This is a genomic window from Micromonospora musae, from assembly GCF_003626635.1.
In the GTDB taxonomy this organism is placed as follows: Bacteria; Actinomycetota; Actinomycetes; order Mycobacteriales; family Micromonosporaceae; genus Micromonospora; species Micromonospora musae.
Genome location: NZ_RAZT01000001.1, coordinates 190,558 through 205,927 on the forward strand (window position 1 = coordinate 190,558; position 15,370 = coordinate 205,927).

Here is a 15,370-nt window from a genome sequence, read left to right on the forward strand (position 1 = left end):
GTCGCTGCGAAAGACCCGAAGCGGCCGTCAGCCGAGCAGCTCCAGGTGGTGGTGGGCGTCGGCGGCGATCTCCTCGTGCCGCAGCCGGCGGCGGGCCCACAGCCGGGCGGCGACCTCGGCCTGCTCGTCGCCCCACGCCGCGTGCTCCACCAGCAGCGCCGTGGTGAGCGCGTGGGCGAGGCGCAGCGCCAGGTCACGCGCCCCGGCGACCGCCGCTGCGGCCTGCGGGTCGGCGGCGACCGCGGCGAGGCGTTCGCGCAGCTCGGCGGTGACGGCGGCGAGCGTGTCGGCCAGCACGGGGGAGAGCGGCCGGGCCAGGTCGGCGGCGGCGTCGAGGCGGCGCAGCAGCGGCGGGCCGGCGTCCTCGCGGCTGACCGCGCGCAGCACGTCCAGGGCGAGCACGTTGGTGGTGCCCTCCCAGATCGGCAGCACCTGCGCGTCGCGCAGCAGCCGGGGTACGCCGGTGTCCTCCACGTAGCCGGCTCCGCCGAAGCTCTCCACGTACTCGCCGGCCGAGCTCACCGCCAGCCGGCCGGTGGCCAGCTTCGCCAGCGGCGCCACGATGCGCAGCTCGGCGGCGGCGGCCGGGTCGGCGCCCACCTCCACCCGGCCGAGCAGCGCGAACGCGTGCCCGGCGAGGACGAACGCGCCGGCCGCGTCGAGCGCGAGGGCGCCGAGGGTGGCCCGGTGCAGCGGGGACGTAGCGAGCGTTCCGCCGGCCACGTGCCGCGCCGAGGCGTACGCCCGCGCGTAGGCCAGCCCGCGGCGCATCCCACCGGCGGCGGCGGCCGCGTTGTGCACCCGGGTCACCACCACCAGGGTCATCGCCCGGACCAGGCCGGGCCGGGTCGGGTCACCCAACGGCAGGGCGTACGCGTCGCGCAGCCCGATCTCGGCGGTCGGCAGCGCCCGCGTACCGAGCTTCTCCTTCAGCCGGTGCACGCTGACCCCCGGCGCCGGGGCGAGCGGCGCGGCGGGACCGGCCAGCGGCGAGTCGGCGGCGTAGCGGGGCACCAGGAACGGGGCGAGCACCCGGCTGCCCCGCCCGGCCCCCTCCGGCCGGGCCAACGCCACCGCCATCGCCGAGTCGGCGGCCGAGCAGAACCACTTCTCCCCGGTCAGCCGCCACGAGCCGTCGGCGGCGGGGCGGCCGATGGTGCTGGACCGGCCCAGGTCGGAGCCGCCCTGCGACTCGGTCATCCACTGCCCGCTGGTGATCGCCGTCTCCGGGTCGGTGGAGAGCAGCCGGGGCAGCCAGGCGTCGCGGACCGCCGGGTCGACCTCCGGGAGGCTGAGCAGCGCCGCCGCGCCGTCGGCCATGGCCACCGGGCAGGAGAAGGTGGCCGACTCCGGCCCGTACAGGTGCAGCAGGGCGTGCTGGACGACGCGTGCGGCGGCACCCCAGGTGCCCCGCGCCGATCCCAGGTGGGGCAGCGCCACCACGGCGTGCCGGGCGGCGGCGGCGCGCTGCGCCTGCCAGCCGGGGGACGTGTCGATCCGGTCGACGCGCGCCCCCCACGGGTCGTAACGGACCAGCGTCGGCGGGTGCGCCTCGGCGTCGGCGTGCGCGGCGCGCAGCGGCCCGGTCACGTCGGCGGCCAGGTCGGCGAGCCGGTCCTTGGCGGCGGCGTGCCCCGCGGCGCCGAGCTGCCGTTCCAGCCAGGAACGCAGCAGCGTGTCGCTGCCGTACGGATCGTCGGGGGCGGGTACCGGCTGCACGTAGCGGGTCATGCGCGCTCCTGGCACGGGCGGGGGGTGGTGGCCCGACGGTAGACGATGCGGTGGCGCCGGCGACAGAGGCGAATGCCGCCCGCGGACCCGTTGCGGTTCTCTACCGTCGGGGCGTGGGCGCTGGGCAGTCGTGGAGCAGGCCGGCCCGGCGAAGCCGTCCGATGCGTGCCGGGCTGGTGTTCGCCGGTGTCGGTGTCGTCCTGTGCTGCATCGGGGTGGCCGGCCTCGGGGTGCGCAACCTCCAGGTGGTCACCCAGGCGGCCGGTCCGGTGCGGGAGACCGCCGACGAGTTCCTGCGCGAGGTCGTCCTCGGTGACACCGGCCGCGCCTACGGCCGGCTCTGCGCCGACGCCCGCAAGAAGTGGAGCGAGGGCGGCTTCGAGAGCTGGGTGCGCACCCCGCCGGAGGTCCGGGACTACGAGATCGTGGACGTGTCGGTGACCACCGAGGGTGGCCGCCCGCTCGGCAAGGTGGTCATCGAGTTGACCCGCGCGAGCGGTCTGAGTGAGCAGCGTGAGCTGCCGGTGGTGCAGGAGGACGGTGGCTGGCGGGTCTGCGGTGACCCGCTCTGACACCGTGCCGCGAGGACCCGTACGTCCCGACCTGATCCGTGAGCACCGCGGCGTCGAGCCGACCACGTCGACGGAGCTCTTCTTCGACCTGGTCTACATCTTCACGGTCACGCAGCTGGCCCAGTTCCTGATCCTGCATCCGGATCCGCTGGGGGCGTTACGGACCGTCATACTGCTGGGCCTGATCTGGCTGATCTGGATCTACACCGCCTGGACGACCAACTCGCTGCGCCCGGACCGCAGCCCGGTACGGGCCATGCTGCTCGCGGTGATGTTGGGCAGCCTCCTGCTGTCCGCGGCGATCCCGGCCGCGTTCGCCGGCAGCGGTCTGCTCTTCGCTGCGGCCTACGCCGCCGTTCAGGTGGGGCGGACCGGATTCGCGCTGTGGGCGGCGCACGGCCATCCCGGGTTGGAGCCCGGGCTGCGGCGGTCACTGCCGTGGAGAACCGGCACCTCCTTGCTGGTCGTGGCGGGCGGGCTGGTCGGCTCGCCGAACCGCGAGATCATCTGGACGGCGGTCATCGTCATCGACGTGCTCGTCCTCGCGACCGGGTTCCCCCTGCCCAGGCGCAGCCGCACCCGCCCGGAGCAGTGGGACGTGGAGGGCGGGCACCTGGCCGAGCGGTGCCAGGCGTTCATCCTGATCGCGCTGGGCGAGTCGATCCTGGTCACCGGGGGAATCCTGGCCGGGAACACCGGTCGGGCGGCGATCGGCGCGTTCCTGCTGGCCTTCGCCGGCTCGGTGGCCCTGTGGTGGGTGTACTTCGACCGGACGGCGCAGGCGGTGACGGCGGTGCTGACCCACGCGGGTGAGCGGGCCGGTCGGCTCAGCCGCGTCGCCTTCAACTACCTGCATCCGGTGATGGTGGCCGGCATCATCGTCAGCGCGGTCGGCGACGAGCGGCTGCTGCGCGACCCCGGTGGGCTGCTGGACGCCGGTACGGCGCTGGTCGTGTTCGGGGGGCCGGCGTTGTTCCTCGCCGGGCACGCCGCGTACCAGCTGGTGCTGTTGCGACGCGGGTGGGCCGGCCGGCTCGGGGCGGTGCTGGTGCTGCTGGCGGCGGCGCCGGTGACGGTGGCCCTGCGGCTGCCGGTCGCGGTCGGTGAGGTGGTGGCGCTGCTGAGCACGGTCGCGGTGATCATCGCCGACCGGGGGGCGGACCGGAGGGCCGGTCAGGGCCGGGGGCCGAGGTCCCCGCTGCGGTAGTGCCGCCGGCACAGCACCTGGTAGCGCACCTCGGCGGTCTCCACGGTGTCGCCGATGACGACCTGCGCGCCCTCGCGGGCCACCCGGCCGTCGACCACCCGCGCGTTGAGCAGCCCTTCCCGTCCGCACCAGCAGAGCACCTCGACCTGGATGCGCGCCACCTCGTCGGCGAGTTCGAAGAGCCGCTGGGCGGCGGGGAAGAGGTGGGAGCGGAAGTCGGTGGCCAGCCCGAACGCGTACACGTCGACGTCGTAGCTGTCGACCAGTTCGGCCATCTGCTCGACGTGCTCGACGGTGTAGAAGCTGGCCTCGTCGCAGATGAGGTAGTCGACGCGGACGCCTTCGTCCCAGCGGCCGCGTACCAGGGCCCGCAGGTCGAGGTCGTCGGTGACCTCGATGGCGGAGTGTGCCAGGCCGATGCGGGTGGTGACCTGCGCACCCATGGACCTGTCGATGCGGGTGGTGACGAGGCCCCGGCGCCCCTGCCGGGCGTGGTTGTAGTTCATCTGCAGCGCCATCGTGGACTTGCCGCAGTCCATGGGTCCCCAGAAGAACTTGAGCGCCGCGGCGTGCAGCGGGCGACCGTTCATGCCGCGCGCCACCGCGCACCCGGCGGGGGCGTCGTCCGGGCCGGTGAAGGGGCGGGCCAGGCAGGTGGGTGCGGCAGCGGCGTCGTCAGTCACGGTCGGGCAGCCTAACCCATCGACCGGCCTGCATCCGGCCGGACGATCATGAACCGCGCGGGCGGGCGTGCTACAGGACCCGGGGCGGCGTGTTCCCGGCGGCCACGATGGCCCGGCGGATCGGCACGGACAGCAGCAGCAGGAACCCGACCACGAAGAAGATCAGCAGTGAGACCAGCCCCACCCGGTACGAGGACGTCAGCTGGAAGACCAGGCCGAACGCGAGCGGCCCGAGCCAGCTGGTGCCCTTGTCGCTGATCTCGTAGAAGCCGTAGTACTCGCCCTCCTTGCCGGTGGGGATGAGCTGGCTGAACAGTGATCGGCTCAGGGCCTGGCTGCCGCCGAGGACCAGGCCGATCGCGGCGCCGAGGATCATGAACGGCAGCGGCGCCTCGGCGGGCAGCCGGAACGCGGCGATGATCACCGCCGTCCAGAGCACCAGGCTGAGCAGCACCGTCTTCCACGCGCCGACGCGCCGCGCGAGCGCGCCGAGCGACAGCGCCCCGCCGAAGGCGAGGAACTGCACCAGCAGGATGGTGACGATCAGGGTGTCCTGCTCCAGCCGCAGCTCCTCGGTGCCGTACTGGCTGGCGAGGGTGATGACGGTCTGGATGCCGTCGTTGTAGACCAGGAAGGCGAGCAGGAAGAAGAGGGTCAGCGGGTACGCCTTGATCTCCCGAAGGGTGCGGCCGAGCTGCCGGAACCCGTCGGTGAGCACATTGCCGCCCCGGGCCGCGATGGCCGCCGCGGTGGGGTGTTCACGCAGCCAGCGCAGCGGCACCAGGGTGAACACGGCCCACCACACGCCGGCGGAGACGATCGACCAGCGGGCCAGGTCCAGGGTGCGTTGCGGATTGTCGTCCTGGCTGAACATCGTGACCGCGACCAGGTTGAGCGCCAGCAGCAGGCCGCCGCCGAGGTAGCCCAGCGCCCAGCCGCGGCTGGAGATGCCGTCGCGCTCGTCGGGGCCGCCGAGCTGCGGCAGGAAGGAGTTGTAGACCACGATCGCGGCACCGAAGCTGATGTTGGCGATCAGGAAGAGCGCCCCGCCGAGCAGGTACCGGTCGCCGGTGACGAAGCCCATCGCGATGGTCGCGCCGGCGCCGGTGAAGGCCGCGCCGGCGAGCAGCCGCTTCTTGTGCATCGACCGGTCGGCGATGGCGCCCATCACCGGCAGCACGAAGACGGTGAGGAAGACCGACAGCGAGATGAGGTACGGGTAGTACGAGCCGGCGGCGACCCGGATACCGAGCGGATGCACGTAGCCGTCGCAGCTGTCCGCGCCGAGCTCGCAGCCGGCGGCCAGCTCGGTGACGGTGGTGAGGAACGGACCGAGGAAGACCGTGATGACCGTGGTCTGGAAGGCCGAGTTGGCCCAGTCGTAGGCGTACCAGCCGGTGCGTTCGCGGCGGGTGCTCGCCGGGGGCGGGATGTCGCGCGCCGTGGGGGTCACGGTGTCGGCCATCGGGTCCTCTCGCCGGGTCAGGCGGCCCAGTGGCCGCGGCTGCGGTATACGTCGCGCAGCACGCCGACGTGATCGGTCATGATGCCATCCACACCAAGATCAAGTAAGTCGTGCATCTCGGCGGGTTCGTCGATCGTCCAGACGTGCACCTGCAACCCGATCCGGTGGCAGTAGGCGAGGAATCGCCGATCGACCACCGGGATGCGGCCGTACCGGACGGGGACCTGCGCCGCGACCACTGCCGGGGGCAGCCGCAGCGGCCGCCCGTGCAGCGAGGCCATCCGCAGCCGGGCGACTCCGCGCATGCCGAGGCTGCTGGCGACCTTCGGCCCGGCCAGGGCGCGCAGCCGGGTCAGCCGGGCGTCGCTGAACGAGGCGAGCAGCACCCGGTCGCCGGCCCCGGTGCGGGTGACCGTGTCGACGGTCGGCACGACCCCGCCGTCGGCCTTGACGTCGACGTTGAACCGGACCTCCGGCCAGCCGGCGAGGACCTCGTCGAGGCGGGGTACCACCGCGGCGCCACCGACGCGTACCGAGGCGAGGTCGGCCCAGCGCAGGTCGGCGATGCGGCCCGGCTCGCCGGTCACCCGGCGCAGCGTCGGGTCGTGGAAGATCACCGGCACACCGTCGGCGGTGGCGTGCACATCCGTCTCCACGTACCGGTAGCCGAGCCCGATGGCGCGGGCGAACGCCTCGACGGTGTTCTCGGTCCCGTCGGCCGCGCCGCCGCGGTGCGCGAACGCCAGGGGAGCGGGCGCGTCGAGGTAGGGATGACGCAGGTGCACGATCGGCAGTATGCCGGGCGCGGGTGGCGTTCGGGTGACCGGACGGCATCCCTTCAACGAACTTCCCTATCGCTCCCTATCGTGGCTACTATCGGGAACGATGAGTGATGACATGTACTCGGTCGAGCAGGTTGCTGAGCTGCTCGGCCTGCACGTACGCACCGTGCGCGGCTACATCCGCACCGGCCGTCTGCGTGCGACGCGGATCGGCAAGCAGTACCGGATCTCCCGCGCCGACCTCGACGCGTTGACCGGCCGGCCCGCACCGGGGTCGCCGGCCGGCGCGCCGACGCTGGAGGTGTCCAGCATCGTGCAGGTCGACGGTGTCGACCGGGCGGCGGCCGACCGGCTGGGCACCTTCGTGCTGGCCGGCGTCAACACCCACCACGACCCGGCCCGCCCGCTGCGGGTGCAGACCGTTCACGACGAGGAGCGCCACCGGTTGAAGATCGTGATTCTGGGCGATGCCGCCGGCACCGCCGACCTGCTGCGCCTGGTCGACGCCGTGCTGCACGGCGACAACTTCCTCTCCGCGGGGGAGGCCACCGATGCCTGACGTACTGCAGGAGCGAAACGGCGTGGCCGTCCTGGTCTGCGACCCCGACGGCCCGGTCCTGGCCACCACCGAGGCGGCCCTCGACCTGATCGGCACCGCGGGCTTCGGCGGCGCGGAGTTGGTGGCCGTGCCGGCGGCCCGACTCGACCCGAGTTTCTTCTCCCTCGGCACCCGCTTCGCCGGGGAGATCATGCAGAAGTTCGTCAACTACCGGCTGCGGCTCGCGGTCGTCGGCGACATCCCCGCCCACCTCGCGGCCAGCGGCGCGCTGCGCGCCCTGGTGGCCGAGTCCAACCGGCACGGCCAGGTCTGGTTCGTGCCCGACCTGGCCGCGCTCGACGCCCGGCTCGCCGCCCGCTGACCGTCGAAGCGGGCGCTGCGGCGATTCGACGGCATCAGCTCCAGTCGGTCTGGTAACCGTCGTGGCGTAGCAGCTCCAGCAGTTCGGCGTCGGTGGGCCGGTGCACCCGGTCCAGCGCAGCGCGGAGCACGTCGACCTCGACCGGGTCGGGCCCCTGCACCTCGACCGCCCGCGATCGGTTCGCATCGGTGCGGTAGAGCCCGGTGGAGGGGTCGCTGTTGTCGGTCCGGCGGGTCACGATCAGCGTCTCGCCGCCACCCAGGTCGGTGCAGGTGCGCAACAGTGGCGAGCCGCAGTCGACTCCCTCGGGCAGCCCGGTGCCGGGTTGCGGGACGTGCAGCCCCCACACCACCGGCACGGTACGGCCGTGGCCGACGTCGAGATCGTAGGCGATCTCCAAGCCGCCACGGTGCAGCCAGGCGACGTTGCGCTTGCCGGGACGGGCCACCGCGTCGGGGATCAGCAGCTGCTCCCGCGGCCATGGCGACTGCCGGGTCAAGTCGATCAGGTCACGCTCGTCCTTGGCCCGGTGGTACGCGGTACGTAGCCCGGCGTACCCGGCCCCGCCGAGGACGAGCAGCGCCAGGACGACAAGGGTGAGACGGCGCGGCAGTCTCACCCTTGCCGCCTGCGGCGGTGCGCGCGGCTGGTGTCGACGGGTCTACCGGGGTCGACGTGCCGGGGCCGGTCGGGCTCGTCCGGGCGCAGCGGGACCAGCGCGTCGGTGATGGCGTCGATGATCCGGTCGGTGGCGCGCCGGGCCGCACCGGGTGTCCCCGGGCTCAGCCCGGCGAGGTCGACGGGCTCACCGAAGTGCACCCGGATCACCGGGCGGCGCAGCAGGGCCCGAGCCACGCCTTTCAGCAACCCTCTCGGCGCCCGGTAGGGCAGCACCTCGTGCGAACCCCACTGGGCCACCGGAACGACAGGGGCGCCGCAGGCGAAGGCGAGGCGGGCGGCCCCGGTCTTGCCGCGCTCGGGCCAGAGACCCGGATCCAGGCCGATGCGCCCCTCCGGGTAGACCAGGATCACCGAGCCGGCGGCGACCGCCGCGGCGGCGGCATCGAGCGCCCGGCCGACGGCGGCGGTGCCGCGGTCGACACGGAGGTGTCCGGCGCGGCGCATCAGGGCGCCGATCACCGGCGCGCGGAAGAGTCCGCCGGTGGCCATGATCCGGGGGGCGACCCCGCGGGCCCGGCAGGCGGCGGTGAGCACGATCGGGTCGAAGGGGCTGAGGTGGTTCGCGGCCAGGATCAGCGGCCCCCGCCGCAGCGCCTCGGGCACCGTCCCGCTGACCTCGAGGCGGGCCAGGGGGGCGACGACGCCCCGGGCGAGCAGCTGGGCGGCGCGCCAGAGCGCGGGGGGCTGCCAGGTGGTGCGGGCGGTGTCCATCAGCGGTGAATGCTCCCACGCGCCGGGGTGTCGGTGGGGTGGAGGTCGCCACGTCACCCGCCGGGCGACGGCGAGCCCGCCTTGATCGACAATGGCCTCCTGCGGCCCGGCGAGGGTGACCAGGGTCATCGGTCGCGCGGCGAATCGGGGGCCGGGTCGCCGCCGAATCATCTACGACGGGAAGTAGTATTTACTACGTCCCGTAGTACCGACAGCTGGAGGTTCCCGGTGGACGCGTTGGACGTCGCCCGCTGGCAGTTCGGTGTCACCACCGTCTACCACTTCCTCTTCGTACCGTTGACGATCGGCCTGTCCGTGCTGGTCGCCATCCTCCAGACCATGTGGGTCCGTACCGGCAAGGAGCGGTACCTCAAGCTCACCAAGTTCTACGGCAAGCTCTTCCTGATCAACTTCGCGATGGGTGTGGTCACCGGCATCGTGCAGGAGTTCCAGTTCGGCATGAACTGGAGCGACTACTCCCGCTTCGTCGGCGACGTCTTCGGCGCCCCCCTCGCCATCGAGGCGCTGGTCGCCTTCTTCCTCGAGTCCACCTTCCTCGGGCTGTGGATCTTCGGCTGGGACCGGCTGCCCAAGCGCCTGCACCTGGGCGCCATCTGGGCCGCGGCGATCGGCAGCAACCTGTCCGCGTACTTCATCCTCGCCGCGAACTCGTTCATGCAGAACCCGGTCGGCTACCGGATCAACCCCGACACCGGCCGTGCCGAGCTAACCGACTTCGTCGCGATGCTCACCAACAAGGTCGCGCTGGTCACCTACCCACACACCATCGCCGGCGCGTTCCTGGTGGCCGGCTCACTCATCGTCGCCGTGGCCCTGTGGCACCTCATCCGCAACCGGGACACGACCGACACCCCCACCTACCGCTTCGCCGCCAAGTTCGGCTCCTGGGTCACCCTGATCGCCGCCGCCGGCGTGCTCATCACCGGCGACACCCAAGGCAAGATCATGACCGAGGTGCAGCCGATGAAGATGGCCGCCGCCGAGGGCCTCTACAGCACCGAGAGCCCCGCCTCGTTCTCCGTACTCACCGTCGGCAGCCTCGACGGCAGCCGCGAACTCTTCGCCATCAAGATCCCGTACCTGCTCTCCTACCTCGGCACCGGCGACCTCAACGGCACCGTGCACGGCATCGACGACCTGCAGGCCCAGTACGCCAGCCAGTACGGCCCCGGCAACTACGCGCCCATCATCCCGGTCACCTACTGGAGCTTCCGCTTCATGATCGCCTTCGGGATGACGGCGGCCGCGATCGCCCTGCTGGTGCTCTGGACCCACCGCAAGGGCCGCGCCCCGCGCAGCAAGTGGCTGCTGCGCGCCGGACTGCTCATGCCGCTGCTGCCACTGGCCGCGAACGCCTTCGGCTGGATCTTCACGGAGATGGGCCGCCAGCCGTGGATCGTCTTCGGCGAGATGCTCACCCGCGACGGGGTGTCCCGAAGCGTGTCACTGACCGAGGTGCTCACCTCGTTCACCGCGTTCACCCTGATCTACGCCACCCTCGCCGTGGTCGAGTTCCGACTACTCGTGCGCTACGCCAAGGCCGGCGTCCCCGACCTCACCGAGCAACCCGAGAACGACGACAGCCACGACGACGCCGAGCGCCCGCTCGCGTTCGCCTACTGACCCGGGGAGCGCACCATGGAACTCACCACCATCTGGTTCCTGCTCATCGCCGTGCTCTTCACCGGCTACTTCATCCTGGAGGGCTTCGACTTCGGCGTCGGCATGCTGCTGCCCGTCCTCGGCCGCGACGACCGGGAACGCCGCGTGCTGATCAACACCATCGGCCCGGTCTGGGACGGCAACGAGGTCTGGCTGATCACCGCCGGCGGCGCCATGTTCGCCGCCTTCCCCGAGTGGTACGCCACCATGTTCTCCGGCTTCTACCTGCCGCTGCTGCTGATCCTGCTCGCCCTGATCGCCCGCGGCGTCGCCTTCGAGTACCGGCACAAGCGCCCCGAGCCGTCCTGGAAGCGCCGCTGGGACGCGGCGATCTTCTTCGGCTCACTGGTGCCGGCGCTGCTGTGGGGGGTGGCGTTCGCCAACATCCTGCGCGGCGTACCGCTCTCGGCCGACCACGAGTACGTCGGCGGTCTGCTCGACCTGCTCAACCCGTACGCCCTGCTCGGCGGCGTGACCACCGCCGCGCTCTTCCTCACCCACGGGGCGGTCTTCGTCGCGCTGAAGACCGTCGGCGACATCCGCGAACGCGCCGGGAAGCTCGCCGTGCGGGTGGGCGTCGGCGCGGCCGTGCTGGCGGTGGCGTTCCTGGCCTGGACGCTGAACATCCGCTCCAGCACCACCGCCGTCGCGCTCGCCGCCGCCGCGGCGCTCGCGCTGCTCGGCGGGCTCGCCGCCGCCCGGGCACGGCGGGAGGGCTGGGCGTTCGCCGGCACCGCGGCGGCGATCGGCCTGGCCGTGGCGACCCTCTTCGCGGCGCTCTTCCCGAACGTGCTGCCCTCCACCCTGGACGCGGCCGGCACGCTGACCGCCACCAACGCCGCCTCCACCCCCTACACCCTGAAGATCATGAGCTGGATCGCGGTGGTCTTCACCCCGATCGTGATGGCCTACCAGGGCTGGACGTACTGGGTGTTCCGCAAGCGCATCGGCGTGGCGCACATCCCGCAGCACTGACCACCGCCGGCCCGCCCGTTCCCCGGGGCGGGCCGGCGGTTCCTGCAGCCAGTGCGGTGTCCAGGAACGTTGGCGGTGTCGCGGCGAGGTCCAGGCGGCGGTCCGGCAAGGCGGAGCCTGACCTGGATACCGGTGTTGTATCCAGGTCAGGCTCCAACGCGGCCGGTCGTCGTCTGGGCCCGGCGCGGCCCGGTGAACGTTCCTGGACACCGCACTAAGGTGAGCCGGTGACCGGTGAGCCCTGGACCCGCCTGCTCGAAAGCGCGTCGCCGATCGTCGGCGCGCCGATGGCCGGCGGAGCCAGCACCCCCGCCCTGATCCGGGCCGTCACCGCGGCCGGCGGCTTCGGTTTCCTCCCGGCCGGCTACAAGACCACCGAGGCGCTCGCCGCCGACCTGGCGGCCACCGACACACCGTGCGGGGTGAACCTCTTCGTGCCCGGGCCACCCGAGATCGACGAGACCGCCTTCCGCGAGTACGCCCGGCGCATCGCCGCCGAAGGTGAGCCGTACGGCCTCGACCTCGCCGACGCGCCGCTCATCCACGACGACGACCACTGGTCCGACAAGATCGACCTACTGGTGCGGCAGCCGGTGCCGGTGGTCAGCTTCACGTTCGGGCTGCCCGACCCGGCTGCGCTGGCCGCGCTGCGTCGCGCCGGCACCCGGACGCTGGTCACCGTCACCTCCGTGGCCGAGGCGCGCGCCGCCCGCGACCTCGACGTCGACGGGCTCATCGCGCAGGGCACCGAGGCCGGCGGGCACAGCGGCGTCCACGACCCCCGCCGGCCGGCCGCGTCGACCTCCACCCGGCCGCTGGTCGCCGACGTGGTCGCCGCCACCGGTCTGCCGGTCCTCGCGGCCGGCGGGGTGGCCGGCCCGGACGACGTCCGCGACCTGATCGAAGCGGGCGCCAGCGCCGTGGTCGTGGGGACCCTGCTGCTGCGCACCGACGAGAGCGGCGCGAACCGGACCCACCGCGACGCCCTCGCCGACCCGGCCCGCACCAGCACCGTCGTCACCCGCGCCTTCACCGGCCGGCCCGCCCGAGGGCTGCGCAACACGTTCATCGACCGGTACGAGGCGGCCGCGCCGCTCGGCTACCCCGAACTGCACCACCTCACCCGGGGCCTGCGCGCGGCGGCCGCCGCCGCGGGACAGCCGGACCGGGTGCACCTGTGGGCCGGCACCGGCTACCGCAGCGCCACCACCGGCCCCGCGGCCGACGTGATCGACCGCCTCACCGCCGCGCTCTGACCCGCCCGCCCTCCGCCCGCGCGGGTCTGCGGCCGGCGAATCCCGACCCTCCTGCCGCCCTCCAGCCGTTCGGCGGCTGATCCGTCGCTTGCCGCACGGCAGCCGCGACGTTATCACCCGATATATACCCGTTCTCACCTACGCTGGGTGTCACGGAGTTGACAGGGATGATCTGGGCACAACCAGCCGGTGAGCAGAGAGGCGTTTGCGACTGCCCGCCCGCGAGCAGTTGCAGCCCGCCGTCTCGCACGGGACGAACGCATTCAAGATCAAGCTGGCCCGCCGAACGATCGTTCGGGCGCTGGAGACCGTCACCGAGGACGGGTTTGCAGCGGCCCGGCCACATCGGCGGCCAGGTCGGCGCGGGAGAGGGAGGGCGGGATGAGTCCGGCGATCGGTGCCACGCTCAACCGGGTCGACGGTCGGGCCAAGGTCAGCGGTTCGGCGCGCTACACCGCGGAGATCTCACTGCCCGGACTCGCGCACGCTGTGCTGGTCGGGGCCCGGATCGCCAACGGACGGGTCACCCGGATCGACACCGACGCGGCTGTCGGGGCCGCCGGCGTGATCGCCGTGCTGACGCACCTCGACCTGCCCAAGGTCGCGACGCAGCCGAGGCTGTTGCCGTCGCTGTTCGGGCTGGCGGCGCCGGGAGAGAGCTTCTTCCCGATGCAGGACGACGCGGTCCACTACGCGGGGCAGCCGGTCGCCATCGTCCTCGCAAACACGGTCGAACGCGCCGAGCACGCGGCCAGCCTGCTCCGCATCGACTACGCGGAGACGCCGGCCAGCACCGTGCTCGACCAGGTGCGGGAGCAGGCGTACGAGCCGGAAAAAATCTTCGGCGGGCTGGTCCCCGGCCGGAACACCCGCGGCGACGTCGCGGCGGGGCTCCGCGAGGCGGATGTCCAGATCGACCAGACCTACCGCTTCGCCGCCAACCACCAGAACCCGATAGAGGCGTCGGCCACGACCGCCGTGTGGGACGACGTCGGGCGGGTGACACTCTACGACTCGACCCAGGGGCCGACCGCCACCCAGCTCACCGTCGCCACGCTGCTGGGCCTGTCCCCGACCGAGATCAAGGTGATCAGCGAGTTCGTCGGCGGCAGTTTCGGATCCAAGGCGATGGTCTGGCCGCACGCCACGCTGGCGGCGATGGCCGCCCGTCAGATCGGCCGGCCGGTACGGCTCGCGCTCAACCGGGAGCAGATGTTCCATTCCTGCGGCCACCGGGAGGAGCAGGAGCAGCGGATCACCCTCGGTGCCCGGTCGGACGGGCGGCTGCTCGCGTTGCGTCACCACAAACTGGCCATCACCTCGCCCTTCGACGACTGGGCCGAGACGTCGCTGGAATCGCCCGCGATCCTCTATCCGATCCCGAACTACGAGGGCATCTACCGGCTGGCCCGAGGCAACACCATCACACCGACCTTCGTGCGCGGCCCCGGCGAGGCGACCGGAATGTTCGCGCTGGAGAGCGCGATGGACGAACTCGCCCAGCAGCTCGGGATCGACCCGCTCGAGCTGCGCCTGCGCAACCTCGCCGACGTCGACCCGTCCACCGGCCACCCCTGGTCGAGCAACGGGCTGCGGGAGTGCTACCAGCGCGGCGCAGAACTGTTCGGCTGGTCACGACGAGACCACGCCCCGGGTACCCGGCGCGACGGCCACCTGCTGATCGGCACCGGAATGGCCGCCGCCGCGTACCCCCACGTGGCGCCGCCCAGCCCGCAACGCGCCCGGGCCCGGCTCTACAGCGACGGCAGTGCGTTGATCGAGGCGGGTGTCTCCGAGTTCGGCACCGGCGTGATCACCGCGATGACGCAGGTCGGCGCCGACGGCCTCGGGCTGCCGGTGGACCGGGTTCGGTTCGTGGGCGGCAGCAGCGAGATGCCCAACATCGCTGCCGCGGTGGGGTCGGCCGGCGCCGGTGCCGTCAGTGCCGCGGTCCACCTCGCCGCCACGACGCTGCGCGACCAGCTCATCGCCCAGGCGGTCGGCGACGAGAAGTCCCCGTTGCACGGGGCGCATCCTGACGCGGTCACGGTCGAGGACGGCCGGATGCGGCTGCGCGACCGCCCCGACGTCGGCGAGAGCTACGCCGAGATACTGGGCCGCACGTTCACGCCCGATACGGAGGCGATCGGCGTCTGGATGCCGCCGCCGCCGGACCCCGGATACGGCATGCACACTTTCGGTGCGCAGTTCGCCGAGGTCTCCGTGGACGCCGACCTCGGTCTTGTCCGGGTGCGCCGCATGGTCGGGGTCTTCGCTCCTGGCCGGGTCCTCAACCGCAAGACCGCGCACAGCCAGCTGATGGGCGGGATGCTCTGGGGGCTCAGCCAGGCGTTGCTTGAGGCGACGCACATGGATCCGCGTCTCGGCCGCTGGGCCAACCCCAGCTTCAACGACTATCTGGTGCCGGTCAACGCCGACGCGCCCGACGTCGTCGTGGACACCGTCGAGGTGACCGACACGGTGGTCAACCCCCTCGGCGTCAAGGGCGTGGGGGAGATCGGCATCGTCGGTGCCGCCGCGGCGATCGCCAACGCCGTGTACCACGCCACCGGTCGCCGGGTACGCGAGCTGCCGATCACCCTCGAAGATCTCCTCTGACAGACGCAGGCGCCCGGCGGGTCACGGCCGCCCCGGCGCTGGAGACCGCCGCCCTGTCCGCTGATCCGGTGTCGACCCAGGAGAG

14 protein-coding genes are annotated in these 15,370 nt (G+C 72.6%); 8 read left to right on the forward strand and 6 right to left on the reverse strand.

Annotated features, from left to right (window positions below):
- Window positions 1–27: 27 nt before the first annotated feature.
- On the reverse strand, window positions 28–1,731 hold the full coding sequence (locus D7044_RS00895; protein ID WP_120687647.1) for an acyl-CoA dehydrogenase family protein: 1,704 nt from the start codon (window positions 1,729–1,731) through the stop codon (window positions 28–30).
- A 113-nt stretch (window positions 1,732–1,844) separates the two neighbouring features.
- Between D7044_RS00895 and D7044_RS00900 the strand changes: the two genes are divergently transcribed.
- Entirely contained in the window at window positions 1,845–2,303 is a 459-nt protein-coding gene (locus D7044_RS00900; protein ID WP_407663329.1) for an Rv0361 family membrane protein, read from the forward strand.
- Entirely contained in the window at window positions 2,290–3,510 is a 1,221-nt protein-coding gene (locus D7044_RS00905) for a low temperature requirement protein A (RefSeq protein ID WP_158609937.1), read from the forward strand. The genes D7044_RS00900 and D7044_RS00905 overlap by 14 nt, the downstream gene beginning before the upstream one ends.
- Here D7044_RS00905 and D7044_RS00910 read toward each other — a convergent pair.
- The 3 genes from D7044_RS00910 to D7044_RS00920 all read right to left on the reverse strand — a co-directional run bounded on the left by D7044_RS00910 (window position 3,477) and on the right by D7044_RS00920 (window position 6,443).
- Window positions 3,477–4,193 carry a thymidine kinase gene (locus tag D7044_RS00910; protein WP_120676584.1) on the reverse strand — a complete coding sequence of 239 codons (717 nt, stop codon included), beginning with the start codon at window positions 4,191–4,193 and terminating at the stop codon, window positions 3,477–3,479. The two genes, D7044_RS00905 and D7044_RS00910, sit on opposite strands and share 34 nt — an antisense overlap.
- 70 nt (window positions 4,194–4,263) lie before the next feature.
- Window positions 4,264–5,658 carry an MFS transporter gene (locus D7044_RS00915; protein WP_120687649.1) on the reverse strand — a complete coding sequence of 465 codons (1,395 nt, stop codon included), beginning with the start codon at window positions 5,656–5,658 and terminating at the stop codon, window positions 4,264–4,266.
- 17 nt (window positions 5,659–5,675) lie between these two features.
- Window positions 5,676–6,443: a glycerophosphodiester phosphodiesterase gene (locus D7044_RS00920; protein ID WP_120676579.1), complete on the reverse strand. Its 768-nt coding sequence runs from the start codon at window positions 6,441–6,443 to the stop codon at window positions 5,676–5,678.
- A 100-nt stretch (window positions 6,444–6,543) separates the two neighbouring features.
- On the opposite strand from D7044_RS00920, the gene D7044_RS00925 reads away from it, so the two are divergent.
- Both D7044_RS00925 and D7044_RS00930 read left to right on the forward strand, forming a co-directional pair.
- On the forward strand, window positions 6,544–6,999 hold the full coding sequence (locus D7044_RS00925) for a helix-turn-helix domain-containing protein (protein WP_233563084.1): 456 nt from the start codon (window positions 6,544–6,546) through the stop codon (window positions 6,997–6,999).
- Complete coding sequence (locus D7044_RS00930) at window positions 6,992–7,360, forward strand: DUF4180 domain-containing protein (protein WP_120687650.1); 369 nt, start codon at window positions 6,992–6,994, stop codon at window positions 7,358–7,360. The genes D7044_RS00925 and D7044_RS00930 overlap by 8 nt, the downstream gene beginning before the upstream one ends.
- Window positions 7,361–7,394: 34 nt before the next feature.
- On the opposite strand, the gene D7044_RS00935 is transcribed toward D7044_RS00930, so the two are convergent.
- The gene (locus tag D7044_RS00935) at window positions 7,395–7,979 is read right to left on the reverse strand and encodes a hypothetical protein (RefSeq protein ID WP_120676573.1); all 585 of its coding nucleotides are present in this window, start codon (window positions 7,977–7,979) and stop codon (window positions 7,395–7,397) included.
- Window positions 7,976–8,752: a lysophospholipid acyltransferase family protein gene (locus tag D7044_RS00940; RefSeq protein WP_120676571.1), complete on the reverse strand. Its 777-nt coding sequence runs from the start codon at window positions 8,750–8,752 to the stop codon at window positions 7,976–7,978. The genes D7044_RS00935 and D7044_RS00940 overlap by 4 nt, the downstream gene beginning before the upstream one ends.
- Before the next feature lie 228 nt (window positions 8,753–8,980).
- On the opposite strand from D7044_RS00940, the gene D7044_RS00945 reads away from it, so the two are divergent.
- The 4 genes from D7044_RS00945 to D7044_RS00960 all read left to right on the forward strand — a co-directional run bounded on the left by D7044_RS00945 (window position 8,981) and on the right by D7044_RS00960 (window position 15,285).
- The gene (locus tag D7044_RS00945) at window positions 8,981–10,396 is read left to right on the forward strand and encodes a cytochrome ubiquinol oxidase subunit I (RefSeq protein WP_120676569.1); all 1,416 of its coding nucleotides are present in this window, start codon (window positions 8,981–8,983) and stop codon (window positions 10,394–10,396) included.
- A 15-nt stretch (window positions 10,397–10,411) separates the two neighbouring features.
- A complete protein-coding gene (gene cydB, locus D7044_RS00950) occupies window positions 10,412–11,410 on the forward strand; it encodes a cytochrome d ubiquinol oxidase subunit II (RefSeq protein ID WP_120676566.1) in 999 nt (332 codons plus the stop codon).
- A gap of 227 nt (window positions 11,411–11,637) precedes the next feature.
- Window positions 11,638–12,666 (forward strand): NAD(P)H-dependent flavin oxidoreductase, encoded by a 1,029-nt coding sequence (locus D7044_RS00955; protein ID WP_233564825.1) that lies wholly within the window; start codon window positions 11,638–11,640, stop codon window positions 12,664–12,666.
- Between the two features lie 381 nt (window positions 12,667–13,047).
- Entirely contained in the window at window positions 13,048–15,285 is a 2,238-nt protein-coding gene (locus D7044_RS00960; RefSeq protein WP_120676564.1) for a xanthine dehydrogenase family protein molybdopterin-binding subunit, read from the forward strand.
- Window positions 15,286–15,370: the final 85 nt, after the last annotated feature.

Coding starts and splice junctions, on each gene's coding strand:
- D7044_RS00895 (WP_120687647.1), bottom strand. CDS start 1,731: ATGACCCGCTACGTGCAGCCGGTACCCGCCCCCGACGATCCGTACGGC.
- D7044_RS00915 (WP_120687649.1), bottom strand. CDS start 5,658: ATGGCCGACACCGTGACCCCCACGGCGCGCGACATCCCGCCCCCGGCG.
- D7044_RS00925 (WP_233563084.1), top strand. CDS start 6,544: ATGAGTGATGACATGTACTCGGTCGAGCAGGTTGCTGAGCTGCTCGGC.
- D7044_RS00930 (WP_120687650.1), top strand. CDS start 6,992: ATGCCTGACGTACTGCAGGAGCGAAACGGCGTGGCCGTCCTGGTCTGC.
- D7044_RS00940 (WP_120676571.1), bottom strand. CDS start 8,752: ATGGACACCGCCCGCACCACCTGGCAGCCCCCCGCGCTCTGGCGCGCC.
- cydB (WP_120676566.1), top strand. CDS start 10,412: ATGGAACTCACCACCATCTGGTTCCTGCTCATCGCCGTGCTCTTCACC.
- D7044_RS00960 (WP_120676564.1), top strand. CDS start 13,048: ATGAGTCCGGCGATCGGTGCCACGCTCAACCGGGTCGACGGTCGGGCC.